Origin of the sequence: Micromonospora sp. NBC_00860, assembly GCF_045207375.1 — a bacterium.
Lineage (GTDB): Bacteria > Actinomycetota > Actinomycetes > Mycobacteriales > Micromonosporaceae > Micromonospora > Micromonospora vinacea.
Map to the genome: position 1 here is coordinate 2690177 of NZ_CP108825.1, position 18749 is coordinate 2708925.

Annotated in this window: 17 protein-coding genes; 5 read left to right on the forward strand and 12 right to left on the reverse strand. The window is 72.7% G+C overall.

Annotation, left to right across the window (positions count from 1 at the left end):
* Window positions 1-7: 7 nt before the first annotated feature.
* Both OH804_RS12285 and OH804_RS12290 read right to left on the reverse strand, forming a co-directional pair.
* Window positions 8-1219 (reverse strand): cytochrome P450, encoded by a 1212-nt coding sequence (locus tag OH804_RS12285; protein ID WP_406065151.1) that lies wholly within the window; start codon window positions 1217-1219, stop codon window positions 8-10.
* Between the two features lie 66 nt (window positions 1220-1285).
* The gene (locus OH804_RS12290) at window positions 1286-2563 is read right to left on the reverse strand and encodes an SGNH/GDSL hydrolase family protein (RefSeq protein ID WP_406066518.1); all 1278 of its coding nucleotides are present in this window, start codon (window positions 2561-2563) and stop codon (window positions 1286-1288) included.
* 313 nt (window positions 2564-2876) lie between these two features.
* Between OH804_RS12290 and OH804_RS12295 the strand changes: the two genes are divergently transcribed.
* The 3 genes from OH804_RS12295 to OH804_RS12305 all read left to right on the forward strand — a co-directional run bounded on the left by OH804_RS12295 (window position 2877) and on the right by OH804_RS12305 (window position 6621).
* Entirely contained in the window at window positions 2877-4436 is a 1560-nt protein-coding gene (locus tag OH804_RS12295) for an AMP-binding protein (protein ID WP_406065153.1), read from the forward strand.
* Window positions 4433-5656 carry an MFS transporter gene (locus tag OH804_RS12300; RefSeq protein WP_406065155.1) on the forward strand — a complete coding sequence of 408 codons (1224 nt, stop codon included), beginning with the start codon at window positions 4433-4435 and terminating at the stop codon, window positions 5654-5656. Before OH804_RS12295 ends, OH804_RS12300 begins: the two co-directional genes overlap by 4 nt.
* Window positions 5657-5727: 71 nt before the next feature.
* On the forward strand, window positions 5728-6621 hold the full coding sequence (locus OH804_RS12305) for an aminoglycoside phosphotransferase family protein (protein ID WP_406065157.1): 894 nt from the start codon (window positions 5728-5730) through the stop codon (window positions 6619-6621).
* 22 nt (window positions 6622-6643) lie between these two features.
* On the opposite strand, the gene OH804_RS12310 is transcribed toward OH804_RS12305, so the two are convergent.
* Window positions 6644-7219 carry a hypothetical protein gene (locus OH804_RS12310; protein ID WP_406065159.1) on the reverse strand — a complete coding sequence of 192 codons (576 nt, stop codon included), beginning with the start codon at window positions 7217-7219 and terminating at the stop codon, window positions 6644-6646.
* A gap of 221 nt (window positions 7220-7440) precedes the next feature.
* On the opposite strand from OH804_RS12310, the gene OH804_RS12315 reads away from it, so the two are divergent.
* Window positions 7441-8379, forward strand: coding sequence for a sialidase family protein (locus OH804_RS12315; protein ID WP_406065161.1), 939 nt, complete (start codon window positions 7441-7443; stop codon window positions 8377-8379).
* Between the two features lie 39 nt (window positions 8380-8418).
* Window positions 8419-9102 (forward strand): SGNH/GDSL hydrolase family protein, encoded by a 684-nt coding sequence (locus OH804_RS12320; RefSeq protein ID WP_406065163.1) that lies wholly within the window; start codon window positions 8419-8421, stop codon window positions 9100-9102.
* A gap of 80 nt (window positions 9103-9182) precedes the next feature.
* Here the strand turns inward: OH804_RS12320 and OH804_RS12325 are convergent, their stop codons facing one another.
* The 9 genes from OH804_RS12325 to OH804_RS12365 all read right to left on the reverse strand — a co-directional run bounded on the left by OH804_RS12325 (window position 9183) and on the right by OH804_RS12365 (window position 18653).
* Window positions 9183-10541 (reverse strand): hypothetical protein, encoded by a 1359-nt coding sequence (locus OH804_RS12325; protein ID WP_406065165.1) that lies wholly within the window; start codon window positions 10539-10541, stop codon window positions 9183-9185.
* Window positions 10538-11506: an alpha-ketoacid dehydrogenase subunit beta gene (locus OH804_RS12330; RefSeq protein ID WP_406065167.1), complete on the reverse strand. Its 969-nt coding sequence runs from the start codon at window positions 11504-11506 to the stop codon at window positions 10538-10540. Before OH804_RS12330 ends, OH804_RS12325 begins: the two co-directional genes overlap by 4 nt.
* Window positions 11507-11534: 28 nt before the next feature.
* Complete coding sequence (locus tag OH804_RS12335; RefSeq protein WP_196922969.1) at window positions 11535-12506, reverse strand: thiamine pyrophosphate-dependent dehydrogenase E1 component subunit alpha; 972 nt, start codon at window positions 12504-12506, stop codon at window positions 11535-11537.
* Window positions 12503-13294, reverse strand: a complete 792-nt coding sequence (locus tag OH804_RS12340; RefSeq protein ID WP_196922968.1) for a DUF3050 domain-containing protein — start codon at window positions 13292-13294, stop codon at window positions 12503-12505. Before OH804_RS12340 ends, OH804_RS12335 begins: the two co-directional genes overlap by 4 nt.
* Before the next feature lies 1 nt (window position 13295).
* Window positions 13296-14204 carry a phytanoyl-CoA dioxygenase family protein gene (locus OH804_RS12345; protein WP_406065169.1) on the reverse strand — a complete coding sequence of 303 codons (909 nt, stop codon included), beginning with the start codon at window positions 14202-14204 and terminating at the stop codon, window positions 13296-13298.
* Window positions 14201-15292 carry a 4-hydroxyphenylpyruvate dioxygenase gene (gene hppD / locus OH804_RS12350; protein ID WP_406065171.1) on the reverse strand — a complete coding sequence of 364 codons (1092 nt, stop codon included), beginning with the start codon at window positions 15290-15292 and terminating at the stop codon, window positions 14201-14203. The genes OH804_RS12345 and hppD overlap by 4 nt, the downstream gene beginning before the upstream one ends.
* 75 nt (window positions 15293-15367) lie before the next feature.
* Window positions 15368-16606, reverse strand: a complete 1239-nt coding sequence (locus OH804_RS12355; protein ID WP_406065173.1) for a beta-ketoacyl-[acyl-carrier-protein] synthase family protein — start codon at window positions 16604-16606, stop codon at window positions 15368-15370.
* On the reverse strand, window positions 16603-18219 hold the full coding sequence (locus OH804_RS12360) for a class I adenylate-forming enzyme family protein (protein ID WP_406065175.1): 1617 nt from the start codon (window positions 18217-18219) through the stop codon (window positions 16603-16605). The genes OH804_RS12355 and OH804_RS12360 overlap by 4 nt, the downstream gene beginning before the upstream one ends.
* Entirely contained in the window at window positions 18216-18653 is a 438-nt protein-coding gene (locus tag OH804_RS12365) for a beta-ketoacyl synthase chain length factor (protein WP_406065177.1), read from the reverse strand. Before OH804_RS12365 ends, OH804_RS12360 begins: the two co-directional genes overlap by 4 nt.
* Window positions 18654-18749: the final 96 nt, after the last annotated feature.

The window sequence follows — 18749 nt, forward strand, 5'->3', positions numbered from 1 at the left end:
GTCGCTCCTATCCACCGGTGCTGACCAGCAACGTGTCGATACCGCGTAGGAACAGGCTGCCGCTGTACGTCGGCGTCTCGGTGACCGTCAGCGCGGGGAACCTGTGGAACAGCCGGGGCAGCGCGAGGCGACCCTCCAATCGCGACACCGCCGCGCCGAGGCAGAAGTGCAGGCCCACCCCGAAGGCGAGTGACGGAGGGCCGGGACGGGTCGGGTCGAAGGTGTCCGGGGCCGGGAAGCGGGCCGGGTCCCGGTTGGCCGCCCCGATCATGATGAGCACGTTGTCGTCGGTGCCGACCGGCACGCCGTGCAGCACGGTGTCCGCCGGCGCGGCGCGGGCCAGGAAGTGCACCGGGCTCGCCAACCGCAGCACCTCGTCGACGCAGCCCTGCGCCAGCGTGGCGTCGGTGGGCACCGCCGCGACCGTCTCCGGGTGGGCAAGCAGCAACGGCAGCCCGTTGCTGAACATGTAGACGGTGGTGACGAAGCTGGCGTTGAACAGCACGATCAGGTTGCTGATCAGCTCCTCCTCGGTCAGCTCCACCTCCCCGGAGTCGAGCGCCTCGACCAACCCGCTGAGCAGGTCGTCCCCGGGCACCCGGCGGCGGTGCCCGAGCAGCTCCCGGTAGAAGGCCCGCAACTCCAGCGCGGCGGTGTTGGCCGCCGCCAGCCGCTGCGGGGTCTTCCCCGCCACGTCCAGGAACTCGTCGATCCACTCCACCCGCTCGCGGTACCACGGCAGATCGGCGGCCGGGATGCCGATGAACTCGGCCATCACCAGGGCCGGAATCGGGTACGCGAAGTCGGCCACGAAGTCGACAACGCCCTCCCCGGCGTCCGCCATCCGGTCCAACAGTTCGTCGACCACCCGCAGGATCACCGGTTCCAGCGCGCCGAGCCGGCGCGGCGTGAAGGTGCGGGAGAAGACGTGCCGCATCCGGGTGTGATCGGGCGGGTTGACGAACATCATCGAGGTCTGGAAGGTCCGCAGGATCTCCTGCTCCTCCCAGCCCGGCGGCGGCTGTTTCGTCCACTCCGGATCGCGCAGCAACCCGTCGACGAGGTCGTAGCCGACCGCGACGGCGGCCACCGTGCGGTGCTCGGCGCGCGCCGGCACCGCGCTGATCGGGCCGAGCCGGTGCAGGTCCGCGTACCACGGGTACGGGTCCTGTCTGCCCTGTTCGCTGTACAGGCCGGTGAGTATCTCCTCCACGTCCACTGCCAACTCCTCCCCAGGATGTCGGTGGCCGGGGCAGCGGGGATCACCCGCCGCCCCCGGCCGATGTCACAGGTCGAGCAGCCGCAGCGGCACGGCGTCGGCCAGCGCCTGGTTGCCGGCGTCGTTCGGGTGGATGTGGTCCCCCGAGTCGTACGCGGGCAGCAGTTGGCTGGGGCGGGCCGGGTCGCGCAGCACCCGGTCGAAGTCGAGCAGCCCGTCGAACTCCCGACTACCGCGCAGGTACGTGTTCACCGCCTGGCGGGTGGCCTCCTTCTGCGGCGTCCACACCCCCGGCGCCCCGTGCCCCTCGTACGGCGTCAGCGTGGCCACCAGGCTGGTCAGCCCGCGCTGCTGGAGCTGTTGGTTGATCTGCCGCAGGGTGCCGATGATCGCCTCGGGTGTGTCGTTCGACATCCAGATGTCGTTGATACCCAGGTGGGTGACGACGGTACGCACCCCGGTCTGGGGAAAGACGTCCTCGTTGAGCCGGGCCGCCGCGTTCGGGCCGAGCTGGTAGTAGCCGGGGTAGTTGCCGTCGCCGGGCTCGGTGCCCTCGTGGTTGAGCCGGTTGCCGGCCAGGCTCAGGTTGAGCACGCCCGGGGTGCGCCTGTCCGGCCGGTCGGCGAGCAGTCGGTCGGAGAGCAGGTCGGGCCAGCGCCGGTTGGCGTTGACGGTGCTGCCGTTGCCGTCACCGATGGAGTCGCTGAGCACGACCAGCGCGCCGGGGCTGCCCTTGCGCTGCACGTCGACGCCGGAGAGGAAGAACCAGCAGCAGGTGGGACGGGTGGTGAACCCGGTGCCCTCGGCCACCCCGGTCAGATCCCCCGCGCCGATGAAGTTTGCCTGCTGGGACTGCCCGTGGAACGTGGTCGGGCCGGTCGGGGTCGGGAAGTGCACTGTGACCACCAGGTCGCTGTCGTCCGCGACCGGGAAGGCCAACGGGTCGCTGAGCAGTTCCGCGCCCCGGTTCATGGTCGCCGTGGTGGCTCCGGTGAAGGTCAGCGGGCGCACCGACGCCGCGTCGATGTCGGAGAGGTCGTCGGGGGTCGCGGTGTTCGGCCGGGCGACGGTGGCCCGACCGACTTTCACCGCCTGCTCGCCGTAGAGGTTGCTCAGGCGTACCCGCAGCGCGGGGCCGCCCACCGAGACGTGCACGATCATCCGGACGCTCTGGTCGTTGAGGCCGGTGTTGGTCAACCCGACCGAGTTGCCCCGGGTGACCGCTGTGGCCCAACTGCCCGCCCACTCGGCGCGGTCGGGTCGACTGGCGGCGGTGCCGGACGGACCGGCGCTGGCGACGACGGCGGGTGCGCCGGCGACCAACAGCGCGGCCGCAGCGGCGATGACAGGCCATCTCTTCGGGGTTGCCGTTGCCATGGAACCTCCATCGTGTGGCAGCCCAGGGCCGTCCGCTGACGGCGCCCGCCTGGACGATGGTCCAGAAACCTAGCCGCCGCCGCTGACGGGCGTCAATCAACCTGATCGACGCGATCAAATGTCCGGCGGGCCGCTCGGATCGCCCGTCGGCACGGTTCCGACCAGCCGTTTCGCGCCTAGGCTTCCAGGCGGCGGCGGTGCGGTCGCCCGAGCGCGCCACCGTCGCGTCGTCACCGGGAGCTTCCCGGGGACCGCCGATTTCTCGGATGGGGGCTGCCGGATGACTGACGGACCCGGGCACACCACTACCTACGTGCACAGGGTGTTGGACCTCTTCGCCGAATTCGGCGACCGGGAGGCGCTTGTCGGCGCCGATCGGCGACTGACCTACACCGACGCCGCCGCGCGGGTCCGGGCGATGGCCGCGACGTTGACCCGGCACGGCGTACGGCCCGGGTCGGCGGTGCTGGTGACCGTCGCGAACGCGGTGGAGGGTCCGCTACTGCAACTGGCCCTGCATCTGCTCGGCTGCCGGACGATGTGGGTCGCCCCGGTGACCGCGCGCCGGGAGGTCGACGAGTTCATCCGGTTGGCCCGCCCGGACGCCCTGGTCTACGACGCACGGGACCCGGCCAGTCTGGGCCCGGAACTGGCCGCCGCGCTGCCCGGCACCCCGGTCTGCTGTCTGGGCGCGGGCGGCGCCGGCCCCGACCTCACCGCCGACACCGACGTGACGGACCTGCCGGCGTCCGTGCCGGCGCCCGAGTCGTTCCTGCAGACCAGCGGCACCACCGGAAGCCCCAAGCTGGTGCACCACCGGGAGAGCTTCTACGCACAGATCCTCACCCTGGCCGCCGACTTCCGCGCCGCCGGGTTCCCGCTGCTGCGGCACCTGTCGCACTCGCCGATGTGGCTGGCCAGCGGGCAGATCACCACACTGTTCAACCTGTTCACCGGCGGGGTGCTGTTCCTGCGTGACGACTGGGACCCGGTGGCCTTCGTGGACACCGTGCAGCGGGAGCGGATCAACTCGACCTTCGTCACCCCGCCGATGCTCTACGAGGTGTTGGACCACCCGGCGCTGGTCGGCGCGGACTTCTCCGCCATGTTCATGTTCAACGTGGGCGCCGGGCCCGCCGCGCCCGCCCGGCTGCGCCAGGCCATCGGGCGGTTCGGCCCGGTGCTGCGCATCGTGTACGGCCTCAGCGAGGCGGTGGTGATCACCGCGCTGCCCGGGCTGACCGACGATCCGGAGCACCCGGAGCGGCTGCGCTCCTGCGGGCGGCCCTACGGCGACGTCCGCGTCGAGATCCGCGACGACGACGGCACGGTGCTGCCGACCGGCCGCGACGGCGAGGTGTGGGTGCGGACCCGACTGAGCTTCGCCGGCTACCACGGCCAGCCGGAGCTGACCGCGCAGACGCTCGTCGACGGGTGGGTGCGCACGCGCGACATCGGCCACCTCGACGACGACGGCTACCTCTACCTGGTCGACCGGGCGCACGACATGATCGTCACGCATCGCCGGAACTGGGCGATCTTCTGCCGTCCCATCGAGGACGTGCTGGTCGGGCACCCGCAGGTACGGGCCGCCGCCGTGATCGGCGTACCGGACGAGACGGTCGGCGAGGTGCCGCACGCGTACGTGGTGCTCGGGCCGGGCGCGACGGTCACCGGGGCGGAGCTGATCGACCTGGTGACCGCCGAACTCAACGAGATGTGGGCGCCGGCCGCTGTGGAGTTCCTCGACCGGCTGCCGGTGAACCGGTCGATGAAGGTGGACAAGCGGGCGCTGCGGGCGCGGTACGCGGCCCGTCGGGCGGCGGCGGTCGGGGCGTGACCCCCCGCCGGCAACTGGTCGTCCTGGTCAGCGCCGACCTGATCTCCAACCTGGGCACTCGCATCTCGGTGGTGACCATCCCGTGGCTGGTGCTGGTCACCACCGGCAGCCCCACCAAGATGGGCCTGGTCGCGTTCGCCGAGACCCTGCCGTACCTGCTGTCCAGCGCGCTGGGCACGCCCTGGGCGGACCGGATCGGTCTGCGCCGTACCTCCATTTTCTGCGACGCGGGCAGCGCGGTGGCGATGGTCGTCGTCGCGCTGACCCCGTGGTTGGGCTTCGTCCCGCTGGTGGCGCTCGTCGCGGTGGCCGGTGCGCTGCGGGGCATCGGGGACCGGGTGAAGCACGTGATGTTCCGCCCGGTCGCGGAGGCCGCCGGGGTGCCGCTGATCCGGCTGACGTCCGCGTACGACGGGCTCAGCCGGGTGGTGACCCTGTTCGGCGCCGCCGTGGGCGGTCTACTGATCGCCGTGTTCGGAGTGACCGAGGCGATCCTCATCGACGCGGCCAGCTTCGGCGTCTGCGCGCTGCTCATCGGCGTCCTGGTCCGCCCACCGGCCGCGCCGACGCAACCCGCCCAGCCGGAGAGCTACCTGCGTGCGCTGCGGGGCGGCTTCAGCTATCTGGGCCGGGACCGGCCGCTGCTCGGCATGCTCGCCGTCATCTCGGCGCTGAACATGGTGGCCAACGCCAGCGTGGCCGTGTACATCCCGGTCTGGGTCGCCCGGGAGCTACCCGGCCCGAGCGGTCTCGGGCTGGTGCTGGCGGCGTTCTCGGCGGGCGCGCTGCTGGGAAACCTGGTGTTCACCGCACTCGGGCCCCGGCTGCCCCGGCGGCTGACGTTCCTGATCGGCGCACTGGTCGCCGGCACACCCCGGCTGGTGGCGCTGGCGATCAGCGACGAACTGCCGGTGGTGCTCGTGGTGACGTTCCTGTCCGGAATCGGCATCGCGGCGGTCAACCCGCTGCTCGGGGTGGCGCTCTACGAGCGGGTGCCGCCGGAGTTGCAGACCCGGGTGATCGGCATCGCCGGTTCGTTGGCGTTCGTCGGGTTGCCGGTCGGCGCGCTGCTCGGCGGCTGGTCGGTGGACGCGCTGGGGCTCACCCCGGCCCTGCTGACCATGGCGGCGGCGTGTCTGGTGATCACCGCGTACCCGCTGCTGAACAGGACATCCGGCCCGGATACACCAGCGCGGCCGACCCCCGTCGCCACCCGGTAAACCCGTTGCGGGGCATGCCCGGCTGCCGCAGGCTCGGACCGGTGAACGCACAGCCGCCGCCAGGCGTCCCCGTGACCGACGATGTCGTAGCCGACCGGATCGACGTGGCGCTGGTCCGCCGACTGGTGGCCGAGCAGTTCCCCCGGTGGGCGGAGCTGCCGATCCGCCCCGTCGCTGTCGACGGCTGGGACAACCGCACCTTCCACCTGGGCGGGGAGATGAGCGTGCGGCTGCCCAGCGGCGCCGGGTACGCCCTCCAGGTCGCCAAGGAGCAGCGCTGGCTGCCGGTGCTCGGGCCGCAGCTGCCGGTGGAGGTGCCGACCCCACTCGGCCACGGCCGGCCCGGGGCGGGTTACCCGTACCCGTGGTCGGTCTACCGGTGGATCGACGGGCGGACCGCCCACGCTGAGCGAATCGACGACCTGACCCGGTTCGCCACCGACCTCGCCGCCTTCCTGCGCGCCCTACGCGGCGTGGACGCCACCGACGGCCCGGCGGCCGGCCCGCACAGCGCCTGGCGGGGCGGTCCGCTGTCCACCTACGACGCCGAGACCCGGGCGGCGATCGAGACGCATCGCGACCGGGTGCCCGTCGACGTCGTCACCGGCATCTGGCAGGCCGCCCTCGACGCCACCTGGACCGGGCCGCCGGTCTGGTTCCACGGCGACGTCGCGGACGGCAACCTGCTGGTCCGCGACGGCCGGCTCGCCGCCGTCATCGACTTCGGCTGCTCCGGCGTGGGCGACCCCGCCTGCGACACAGTGATCGCCTGGACCCTGCTGCACGGCCCCAGCCGGGCCGCCTTCCGCGCCGCGCTCGGTCTGGACGACGCCACCTGGGCCCGAGGACGAGGCTGGGCGCTGTGGAAGGCGCTGATCACCCTCGACGATCGGGACCCGGCCAAGGCCGAGTGGGCCGGGCGGGTGCTCGGCGAACTCCTCGCCGAGCGCCGCGTGGCCCGCTGAACCCCTTAGAGGCCGTGGCCCGTCAGCGCCCGGCCGCGGCCGGGGTGGCGTGTTCGGTACGGCAGCGCGGGCACCGCAGTCGCGTCCCGGCCGCCGTCCGGGGCACCCGGAGCCGCTGACCGCAGCCGCAGGTCACCACCGGGGCAGACGCCCGCAGGTATTCGTCCCGCTCCCGGCGCGGCCACCGGCCGTGGCAGCGGGCGCACCACTTCGGTGGGTAGCTGTGGTAGTGGGCCAGGCCGAACGCGCCCGCGACCATCAGCGCCGCGGGAACCAGCAGGCCGAGCGGCGCGAGCAGCGCGGTCGGCACTCCGCCGACGCCGTCGGAGACCAGCACGGCGACCACAGTGAGCACGACCACCGGCACACCGAGCACTGTGAACCCGAAACCCCAGGCGAAGGCCAGCACTGACGGCAGGAACATCCACATGCCGCCGGGCGCCCACCGGCGCACCCCGTACCCGCCGCAGCGTGGGCAGTTCGGCGAGGCACGGTGCGGCACCGACCGCAGCGCCTTCGGCGCCAGCCACTTCACCAGAAGCTTGAGGATCTCCTCGACCAATTTCGACGCGAGGGCCTGAAGGAACGAACCGAGCATGCCGTCACCTCCCTCGCCGATCGATTCCGCTGTCGGCCCACCACCCATCGTGGGCGACGGGTGCCATCAGCCCACCCCAGCGCGCCGACGCCGTGACGCCCACGACGCCAATCCGACAGCACCCCCACGTTGTTCGTCGGACGTTCGGCTGCCGGTCGCGCGGGCGTCGGCCCGGGGCGGCTAGCGTCGACCGTCGTCACCGCACCTGGAGGCCGCCGCGCATGACGTCGTCACCCACCCGCCGCCGCACCGCCGAGGTCACCGCCGTGCGCCGGATCGGCGACAGCGCGCCGCACAGCGCGTTCACCGACCTCGTCCGGTACGCCGGGAGCTGGTTCTGCGCCTTCCGGGAGGCCCGCACCCACCTCAGCGACGACGGCGTGATCCGGGTACTGACGTCGACCGACGGCCGGGCCTGGACCTCCGCGACCGTCATCGCGCGGCCCGGCACCGACCTGCGCGATCCGCGCTTCGTGGCGCGACCCGACGGGCGACTGCAACTGCTGGCGGCGGTCGCCACCGGCGCGGCCACCAAGACGTTCCAGACGGTGACCTGGCTCTCCACCGACGGGTACGCCTGGGGCGATCCGATCCCGGTGGGCGAGCCGGGCGTCTGGGTGTGGCGGGCCGCCTGGCACGACGACGCGATGTACGGCGTCGGCTACGCCACCCGGGAGCCGAGGTTCGCCCGGCTCTACCGCAGCACGGACGGGGTGGACCTGCGGCAGTGGGTGCCGACGCTGTTCGAGGACGGGTACCCCAACGAATCCGGTCTGGTCTTCGCCCCGGACGGCACCGCCCTCTGTCTGCTGCGGCGGGACGCGGGCACCGCGAGCGCGCAGCTCGGCCGGGCACTGCCGCCGTACCGGGACTGGACCTGGACCGACCTGGGCGTCCAGGTGGGCGGGCCGACGCTGCTCCGGCTGCCGGACGGGCTGCTGCTGGCCGGGGTGCGCCTGCACGACGGCGAGGTCCGCACCGCGATCTGCGTCGTGGACCCGGACCGGGGCGAGCTGACCGAGCTGGTCGCGCTGCCGTCCGGCGGCGACACCAGCTACCCCGGCCTGGTCTGGCACGACGACCTGCTGTGGGTGAGCTACTACTCCTCGCACGAGGGGCGGACAAACGTCTACCTGGCCGAGGTCAGGTTGACCGGCTGAGCCTGGCCGGGCAGCCCGCCGGCCGGTTAGCGTGCCGGCATGCCATCGACGCTTACCGAATCGACGGACCCGTACTGTCTGCGCCCCGGGGAGGCCGTCGACCTGCTGCACGGGCACCCGTGGCGGCGGTTCGTGGCGCTCGGCGACAGCGTCGTGGAGGGCATGTGTGAGCCGACACCCGGCTACCCGGACGTGCAGTGGGTCGACCGGGTCGCCGCCGAGCTGACCGTCGTCCGCCCCGAGCTGGCGTACCGGAATCTGGGTCGACGCGGGCTGCGCGCGCACCAGGTGCGGGCCACCCAGCTTGCCCCGGCGCTGGCCTTCGCACCGGACCTGGCGCTGGTCGTCTGCGGCGGCAACGACGCCTTCCACAGGGCGTACGACGCGGAGGCGGTGGACGCCGAGCTGACCGCGATGATCACCGCGCTGCGCGACGGGGGCGCCGAGGTGATCACCGTGGGCATGTTCGACGTCTCGCACAGCCCGGCGGTCCCCGAACACCTCCGGCCCGGTCTGGGTGAGCGAATGCGCCGCCTGTCCGCCCACACGGCAAACCTGGCCGAGAGCCTGAACACGATCCACGTCCACCTGACCGACCATCCCCTGACGGCCGACCCCACCCTCTACAGCACCGACGGCCGCCACGGCAGCGCCCGCAGCGACGCCATAGCAACGGCCGAAACCCTCCGCACCCTCTCCCACCGGCTCCCCTCACCCGGGTGATCATGAGGTTGGCGAGGCCAGGAGCGACCCAGAGCCCCGCTAACCTCATGATCAACCGGGAGATTGGCCCGGGGGGTGGTTCAGTCGGTTAGGAGGATTCCGGTTAGGAGGACGCCGTGGGCCAGGTTGAGGATTCCGTCGCAGCCGGGATAGCCGACCCTCGCCAGGCCGCCGGAGGCGTGGCGGCCGAACAGGTACGGGGCCAGCGAGTACGGGACGTCGGCGGTGACCGTCTCGCCCGTCTCGATCTGGACGAAGTCCATCGACACACGGTCGGTCGGTAGGTACTCCTGGAGGATCGCGCCGCCCTGGTCGACGGCGGCGCGCACACCGTCGGCCCAGTCCGCCGCGCTCAACTCCGGGCCGAGCAGCACACCGTGCCCGGCCGAACCGTCGGCCGGCTTCGCCACCAACGTGGCCTGCTCGGCGATGGCCCGGTCGAGCACCGCGGCGGTCAACGGCACCGTGTACGGCACGTGCCGGCGGATCAGCGCCTGGTCGTCGGCGGGCAGCCCGTCCACGTCCTCCCACAGCCAACCGAACGTGGCCTTGTTGCCGAGCAGCCAGGCCGCCGCCGACACGAACATCGGCAGGGTGCCGGCGGCGAGGGCCACTGCCACCGCGTCCAGGCCGGCGGTCGGTGTGACCCGGTTGGGCACGAACAGCCGGAACAGCGCGTCGACCGGTGCGCCGTCGACGACGAGGCGGTTGCCGGCGTCCACTGTGGCGGTGGACACCGGGGCGATGACCAGGTCGATGCCGAAGTCCCGGGCCCGTACGGCGAGGGGGTCGAGGATCCGGATGAACGTCTGCGGGTCGTCGAGGCCCGGGTAGTCGCCGTCGAAGTCCATCAGCAGCGCCACCCGGGCGCCCTCGGGCAGCCGCAGCTCCTCCCGGATCGCCACGAACCGCTGGTCCAGCAGGGACGGCGCGGCCCGCACCGGCAGGTCGTCGAGGATCCCGTGCTCCCGGTAGAGGCGCGCGTACCGCTGGATGACGGTGTCGGCGTCGAACCCGCCGCCGAGGCTGCTGTCGATGTTGTACTCGACGAACTTCGGCACCCCGGCGGAGAAGATCACGTCCGGGCGGTACGCGGCCAGCAGCGCCTCGGTCAGCGGCTCGGACTCGTCCAGCAGTCGGGTCTCCCCCGCGGGTACGCCGAGCAGCTGGCGCAGCTCACCAGCGGTGCCGGCCCGGCGACGGCAGGCGTCGAGGATGAGCTGGGCCAGCCGGTCGCAGACCTCGTTGAGCTCCCGCCAGGCGTCGGCGGTGAGCACCGGGGGGCGGGCCAACCGCCACTGCTTGTTGTAGGTGGCCCGGCCGTGGAAGACCTGCTCCCAGGCCGCCGCCCCACTGGCCACCATGGCCCGACGGGCCGGCTCCGGCAGGTCGGTCCAGGCCCGGTCGGCCGCCGGCCACTGATAGTTCGGGTCGATCATGATCCGTCCTTCATGGTCAGGTGGATGGCGGTGGCGAGCTGGTCGCGGCCGGGCTGGACGGCCCGGTCCAGTGCGGGGGCGAACGGCAGCACCGCCCCGTCCGGTCGGGTGACCCGGCGTGGCGGGGCGAGCAACCGGACCCGTTCCACCACCGACGCGATGATCTCGGCGGCCATGCCGCAGGAACGGTTACCGTCGTCGAGCACCACGAGGCGTCCGGTGCGGGCCACCGACTCGGTGAGACCCTCGATGTCGAACGGGTACAGGGTGCGCGGGTCGAACACCTCCACCGAGACCTGGTCGGCCACCTCCTCGGCGACGGCGAGCGCGTCGTGCACCAGGTGCCCGATCGCGACCACTGTCACGTCGTCGCCGAAGCGGTGGATCCGGCCCCGGCCCAGCGGCACCGGCGTCAGGTCGTCGACGTCCTCGCGCACGTCCATGGCGCCGGCCGGCGCGAACACCACCACCGGGTCGTCGTGGCGGATCGCGGTGACCAGCAGCCCGTACGCGTCGGCCGGGGTGGCCGGTACGACGGTGACCACGCCGACGTGGGCGAAGAGGCTGTACGGGTGGTCGGAGTGCTGCCCGGCCCACCCGGTACGCGAACCGGAGCCGGGCACCAGGTAGGTGACGGGGACACTGCACTGGCCCCCGGTCATCAGCGGGAACTTGTGCGCGTGGTTGACGATCTGTTCGAAGACCAGGAACAGCAGCGACGGGATCTGGAACTCGATCACCGGCCGCAGCCCGGCCAGCGCCGCCCCGGTGGCGAAGCTGGTGAACGCCTGCTCGGACAGGGGGGTGTCCCGGATCCGGTCGGTGCCGAACCGCTTGGCCAGCCCGGTGGTCACCAGGGACGCCCCGACCTGGACGTCCTCGCCGAGCAGGAACACCGCCTCGTCGCGGGCCAGCTCGTCGGCGAGGGCCCGGGTGAGGGCCCGGCGGTACGACAGTCGGGGCACCTCAGCCACCTCCGGTGCGCGGGGTCATTCAGCCACCTCCGGTGCGGGCGGTCAGGCCGCTGGCGTACAGGTAGGTCAGCGCGTCGGCCGGGTCGGGTTCCGGGCTGTTCAGGGCGAACCGCACCGCCGCGTCGAGGATCGCCTCGACCTCGGCGTCCACGGCGGCGCGGTCGGTGTCGGTGAGGCGCTCACCCTGGATGCGCACCGGATCCCGGGCCCGGGCCCGGCTCACCTCGTCGGGCGGGCGGTAGTCGAGGCGTACCGCGTGTTCGAAGGTGTGGTGGGCGTCGAAGCGGTAGGTCCGGGCCTCGATCAGCTCGGGGCCGCCGCCGGCGCGCATCCGGTCGACGGCGGCGGACGCGGCGACGCGTACGGTCTCGGGGTCCTGACCGTCGACCTGGACGGCCGGGATGTCGAACGCGGCGGCCCGGCCGGCGATGCTGCCGGCCACCGCGCCGGCGACCGGCATGGTGGTGGCGTAGCCGTTGTTCTCGCAGACGAACAGCACCGGCACCCGCCAGAGCGCGGCCAGGTTGAACGCCTCCAGCAGCATCCCCTCGTTGACCGCGCCGTCGCCGAAGAAGCTCACCCCGACGGTGTCGCGGCCCCGGCGGCGGTGGGCCCAGACCGCGCCCGTGATGATCGCCCCGGAGGCGCCGACGATCGCGTTGGCGCCGAGCACGCCGATGCTCAGGTCGGCGGCGTGCATCGAACCGCCCCGGCCGGCGTTGAGGCCGGTGACCCGGCCGCACAGCTCGGCGAGCATGCGGGCCGGGTCGGCCCCGCGGGCCAGGACGTGCCCGTGCCCGCGGTGGGTGCCGGCGAGCACGTCGTCGGCACCCAGTGCGGCGCAGACGCCGGCGGCGATCCCCTCCTGACCGAGGTACGGGTGGATGCCGCCGACGATCTGCCCGCCGTGGACCAGCTCCACCGCCCGTTCCTCGAACCGGCGGATCAGCCGGACCGTGCGGTAGAGCCGGACCGGGTCGGCGTCGGTCACGCAGGCCCCTTGATGGCGGCCAGGATGTCGTCCCAGAGCCGGGCCCGAGCAGCGAGGGCGGTGTTGACAGTGTCGGCGCACTCCTGCCACTTGGTGTCGTCGTCGCCGCACAGGTCGGCGAGCATCTGCATGGCCATCGGGGTGTGCTGTTCGCCGTCGACCTCGATGTGCCGCTCCAGGTAGTCGACGAACGCGTGCAGCCGGTCGCTGCTCTCGTTGACCGAGACGACCTGGGTGAACATGTCCGGGATCAGGTCCTCCCGACCGAACGCGAAGGCCGCCGCCTGGCAGTGCACCGGGGTGGACTCGATGATCTGCCAGGTCGTCGCGGCGAACCTCGCCGACGCGGCCGGCACCCCGGCCTCGGCGAGCGCCTCGGTGACCGGCCGGCCGGTGCGCAGCCTGTCGATCAGGGCGTTCACCGCTGTGGTGTCCGCGCCGGCCTCGGCCATGCCCTGCACGTACAGCTCGAAGTGGCTGATGTAGCCGCCGCCCAGTTCGTCGCTCTCCTCGACCATCACGATGTCGTTGATGAGGCGGCGGCTGCCGGTCGGCCCGGTCGGGATCCACGGCACTGTGACGCAGGTCAGTTGCCGTTGCAGCGACTTCAGCAGGGACATGAAGTCCCAGACCGCGAAGACGTGGTGCTCCATGAAGGTGACCAGCGCCTGGTGGGTGTCGAGGTTGGCGTAGAGCGGGTGCTTGACCACGGCGTCGCGCCGGTCGGTCACCGCCCGCTCCAACCGTTCGATGCCCGGGTGCGTCTTACCCCAGTCGTACCGTGACATGTCAGCCTCCCTGCTGGGCGCGGTGGCGCCAGATGACCGGGCAGTAGTCGGGGTCCGCGTAGTCCGGCCGCCCGTCGTGGGTGCGGCGGACCAGCACGTCGTGGTTGTACGCGGCGAGCGTGCCGTCGGAGAGCGGATACTCCCGCCAGGCGTTGTCGCCGTCCTGCAGGTGCAGCGAGATCGCCTGTCGGGGGCGACCGCTGACGTTGGGGCCGCTGCCGTGGTAGGTGCGGCAGTGGTGGAAGCTCACGTGTCCCTTGGGGATCACCATCGGGATCTTGCGGATCTCCGCGCCGTTGTACGCGGCGTTCTCGGCCAGCATCTCCTCCAGCTGGCTGCGGTCCCGGTCGGCGAAGTGCCGCACCACAGTGTCGTCCGCGCCGATCTCCTTCCACCGGTGCGAGCCGTCGACCATGGTGATGGTGCCCATCTCCTCCCCGCAGTCGTGGAAGGGGATGAAGGCGGTGAGCATCTTCTCCGACGACGAGGACGCCCAGTAGTGCTTGTCGAAGTGCCAGGGCACGATGTTGCTCGGCTCGCCGGAGATCGGCGGCTTGTAGATCAGCGTGGACTGGAAGACCCGGATCTCGTCGGCCTGGGCGAGCCGGGCGGCGACCGCGCCGAGCAGCGGCTTGCGCAGGATCGCGCCGAGCCCGTCGTGTTCGTGGTGGACGTAGTCGTTGTGCCGCTGCACCGGGCCCAAGGACTGCTCCCAGTAGGCCAGCTTCGGTGGGCGTACCGGCAGCCGCCGGTCCCGCTCCCCGTCGTAGTAGCGCTGCGCGGCGGCGGCGAGGGCGTCCACCTCGTCGTCGGTGAACACCTTTCCCGACAGGTACCAGCCGTGCTCGGCGTAGTGCCGCACGTCGTCGTCGGACGGCAGCAGCGCCTGCTCCTCGGCGGTCAAGCTCACGCCCCCACCCCCTGTGGTGTGGCCGCCACGGCGGCCAACTCCCGTTCCTTGGCCTCGTAGAGCGCCTTGATGTTGCCGCTGCCGAAGCCCCGCGCGCCGCGCCGCTCGATCAGCTCCAGGAAGAGCGTGCGACGCACGTGCATCGACTCGGCGAAGATCTGCAACAGCTGACCGTCGTGGTCGGAGTCGACAAGCACCCCCAGCTCACGCAGCCGGTCCAGCGGGGCGTCCACCCGGCCGACCCGCGCCTCCAGGGCGTCGTAGTAGCTGGCCGGGGTGCCGGCGAAGCGCACCCCGCGCCGGCCCAGCGCCTCCACCGCGCCGACGATGTCGTCGGTGCGCAGCCCCAGGTGCTGCACTCCCCCACCGGCGTGCTGGTCCAGGAACGCGTCGATCTGCCCGGGCCGCCGGGAGCGGTCCGGTTCGAGCAGGACCACTGTGACCCGCCCGGACGGGCTCTGCACCACCTTGGAGTTCATCCCCTGTCCGTCGACCTCGATGTGCTCCTCGAAGATCTGCGCGAAGTCGAACAGCGCTTCGAAGTGCCGGACCGTCTCGTCGAGCTGGCCGGGCGGCACGCAGACCGCCAGGTGGTCGATCTCGGCGAGCACCGGCGGGTGGCCGTCCGTCGTGGACGCCGCAGCGGTGATGGCACCGGGCAGGAACTCGCCCCGGTCACCCCGGCGCTGCACCAGCCGGTGCCGCACGTCGGCGAAGCCGTCCACCTCGGCGATCACCACCTCGGCGTCCGCGCCGGCGCGGGTGGTCGGTGGCGTCACTCCTGTCGCACCCCGACCCACCAGCTCGGCGTACGCGGCCGACACGTCGTCGACCTCGACGGCGACGACAGCGATGCCGTCACCGTGGCGCTGCACGTACCGCGCGGCCGGATGCTCGGCGCTCAACCCGGAGGTGAGCAGCAACCGGATGTCGCCGTGGCAGAGCAGCACTGTGCGCTGCCCCGCCAGCCCGGTCTCCGGGCCACCCTGGCCACAGATCTCGAAGCCGACGGCGGTGCTGAAGTAGAAGGCCGCCTGTCGGGCGTCCCCCACGTAGAGTTCGATGTGGTCGATACCACGGATGTCCATGTCCCCTGAAACCCTTCCCACCCGATTCCCCCTGTGTTGCCGTCCGGGCACTCACCGCCCGGGATGCCGCCCCGATCACCCCCTCGGCTCGGCGACGCGGGCCAGCAGCAGGCTCACGTTCTGGCCGCCGAACCCGAACGAGTTGGTGACCGCGTACTCCAGGTCGGCCTTGCGGGGGGTGCCACGGATGTGGTCCGCCGGGCAGGCCGGATCCGGATCGTCGAGGTGGTACGTCGGCGGCAGCAGCCCCCGACCGAGCGCCACCGCGGTGGCCGCCGCCTCCAGCACCCCGGAGGCACCGAGCAGGTGACCGGTGAGCGCCTTGGTGGAGCTGACCGGCACACCGCCGACGCCGAAGACGTCGGCCAGGGCGGTGGTCTCGGCGATGTCACCGAGCTTCGTGCCGGTGCCGTGCGCGTTGACGTAGCCGACCGCCGCCGCCGGCACACCGGCGCTGCGCAGCGCCCGGCGGATGCACGCCGCCGCGCCGGCGCCGTCCGGGCGAGGGGCGGTCGGGTGGTACGCGTCGGTCGTCGCGCCGTGGCCGGCAACCTCGGCGTACCCGACGACGCCACGCGCCGCCGCGTGCTCGGCGCGTTCGAGCACCAGCAGCGCGGCACCCTCGGACAGGACGAACCCGCTGCGGGAGGTGTCGAACGGCCGACTCGCCCGGCCCGGGTCGGTGCCGGCGCGCGCCAACGCCCGCGCGTTGCCGAACGTGTCGGCGAAGGTGGGGAAGAGCGGTGCCTCGCTGGCCCCGCAGAGCACCACGTCGACCTCTCCGGTCGCGATGAGCCGCACCCCGTCGGCGACCGCCTGTGCGCCGGAGGCGCAGGCGGTGCCGACCGACGAGCTGTAGCCCCGGATGCCGTGCGCGATGGCGATCCGCGCCGCCGGCATGTTCGGCAGGATCCCGGTGAGCAGGTACGGGCTGACCGCCGCCCGACCCCGGGCCGCCCGGGCCAGCACCTGCGACTCCAGGGTGGCCATCCCCCCGACCCCACCGACGATCACCCCGATCCGGTCGGGGTCGACGTCGCGGCCCACCTCGATGCCGGCGTCGGTGAGGGCGTCGGCGGCGGCGAGCAGGGCGAGGACGACGATCCGGTCCAGCACCCGTGTCTCCGGCCCGGACGCGACGGTCCGCGGGTCGATGTCGGGCAGCAGGCCGGCGACGTCCAGCGACTCGCTGACCGGGTGTCCCTCGGGCGGGCGGGTCAGCCCGGACCGGCCGGTGGTCAGCGCGTCGAAGGTCTCCTCGACGCCCCGCCCGACCGGTGTGAACAGACCCATCCCCGTGATCAATGCGGTCATGAAGGGGCCTCGGTGAGGTAGCGCTCGCGCAGGACCACCTTGCGGACCTTGCCGGTCACGGTGACCGGGATGTCGGCGGAGCGCACCGGCACGACCCGGCGCAGCGTGGCGCCGACGTCCGGGCCGAGAGCGGTGCGGACCCGCTCGGTGCGGTCCTCGGCCTCGTCGGCGCCGGCGGCCAACTCCAGCAGCACGTCGGTGACGACCACGCCGGCCTCGGCAACGATCACCACAGTGCAGTCGGTGACGTCCGGGCAGGCCGCGAGGATCCGCTCCTCGGACAGCGCGGTGTAGAAGCGCCGCCCGTCACCGGCGTCGACCGAGTCGACCGCCCGGTCCAGGTGGTAGTAACGGCCGTCGGCGTCGGCACGGACCAGGTCCCCGGTGAGGTACCAGCCGCGCTGGCGGAAGCGGTGGGTGGTGACCGAGTCGTTCCAGTAGCCCCGGAACAGCGACGGCGAGTCGATGCCCAGGAAACCCACCTCGCCGACCGGCACCGGGTCGCCGTCGGCGTCGAGCACCGCGACCTTGGTGAACCGGTACGGGCGGCCGATGCAGCGGCCGTACCGGTCGGTGTCGGCGCGGTGGGTGATGTGGAACATGGAGTGCCCCATCTCGCTGGAGCCCAGACCGTCGATGAAGACCGAACCGGGCACCTTCGCCACCCCGTCGCGGGTGACCGTGTCGTGCCAACCGACCGCGACGAGGCGACGGATGTGCGGCTCGTGCGAGGCGTCGCCGGTGTTGAACCACAGCCGTACCGAGTCCAGGTCGTACCCGGACAGGTCGAAGCGGGCCAGCTCCGCCCAGGTGACCGAGAAACCGAACACCCCGTCGGGGCGCCAGCGCTGGATCGCGTCCAGCACCCGCTCGCCGCCCTGCTCGGACAGCAGGAACATCTGCGCGCGGTTGCCCAGCGCCTGGTTGACCATCAGCACCGTGGCGGTGTGCGGGGCGGGCAGCGCGTTGAGGATCCGGGTGGTGCCCTGCGCCTGCGGCATGGTGAGCAGGTGCCGGGTGGCCGCGAACAGGCTGGCGTGCGAGTGCAGCACCGCCTTGGGCACCCCGGTCGTCCCGGAGGTGTGGGTGATCACGATCGGGTCGTCCGGGTGGTGCCGGTAGTGCGCCGGGGCCGTGGCCGGGTCACCAGCGCCGGCCTGCGCGGGGGTGCCGAGCAGCGGTACGCCGAGGTCGTGCCCGGCCAGCAGCGCGGTGTGCGCGTCGTCGGCCAGCACACCGACGCCCCGCAGGCGGCGGATGTACTCGGCGGCGATCTCCGGACGGAGTTTGCCGTTCATCAGCGCCGGGATCGCCCCGAGCCGGGCCAACGCCAGGAAGCTGAGCACCATGTCGGCGGCGGCGGTGGCCCAGACGGCGACCGGGTCGCGGGGGCGTACCCCCTGTTCGTGCAGCCAGGCGGCGCGGGCGGCGACCCGCTCGTCGAGCTGCCCCAGCGTCAGTGGCGTCTCGGCCGGGTGCCCGTCGACGGCGGTGTCGAAGGTCAGGCCGGGCCCGTCCGGGTCGGCGCCGTGCGCCAGTACCCGGGCCAGGACGTTGCCCGCACCCAGCTCGGTGTCGGCGGCCAGTGCGCCGCGCAGTCCTTGCGTCCTCATTGTCGTGCTCCTCCCCCCAGCAGCACCGCGACCGCCTCGGTCGGCCGGTCGGGTGCCTGTTCGATCAGGATCAGCAACACCTCGTCGGCGTCGCCGTCGTCGCGCAGCAGGTCGGCCTCGGCGACGCCGTCGCTGTACGGGTCGCCGGTCGGGCTGAGACAGACCACCGGGCCGCGCAGGTCCCAGCGGGCCGCGATGTGCCCGGCGACGCTGTTGGGCACGGACTGGAAGAAGAACAGCGGGCCGACCCGCCCGCCGGCCTCGACGGTCTCCCGTACGTGCTGGGCGCTGGCGAGATCGCCGCTGGCGCTGACCAGCACGATCCCCGTCCGCACCCCGGCGGGCACTCCCGCCGACCCGTACCCCCGCCGCAGACACCGCTCCGCGACGGCCACCACCACCGGCGCGAAGTCCGAGTGCACGAACCCCGGCACCCCCGCCGCCCCACCCGCGACGTCCCCACCCTCAGGCCAGCAGGCCCGCGCCCTCTCCCCCGCCGATCTTGCGGTTTCGGTCGTCGTTTCGAGTGG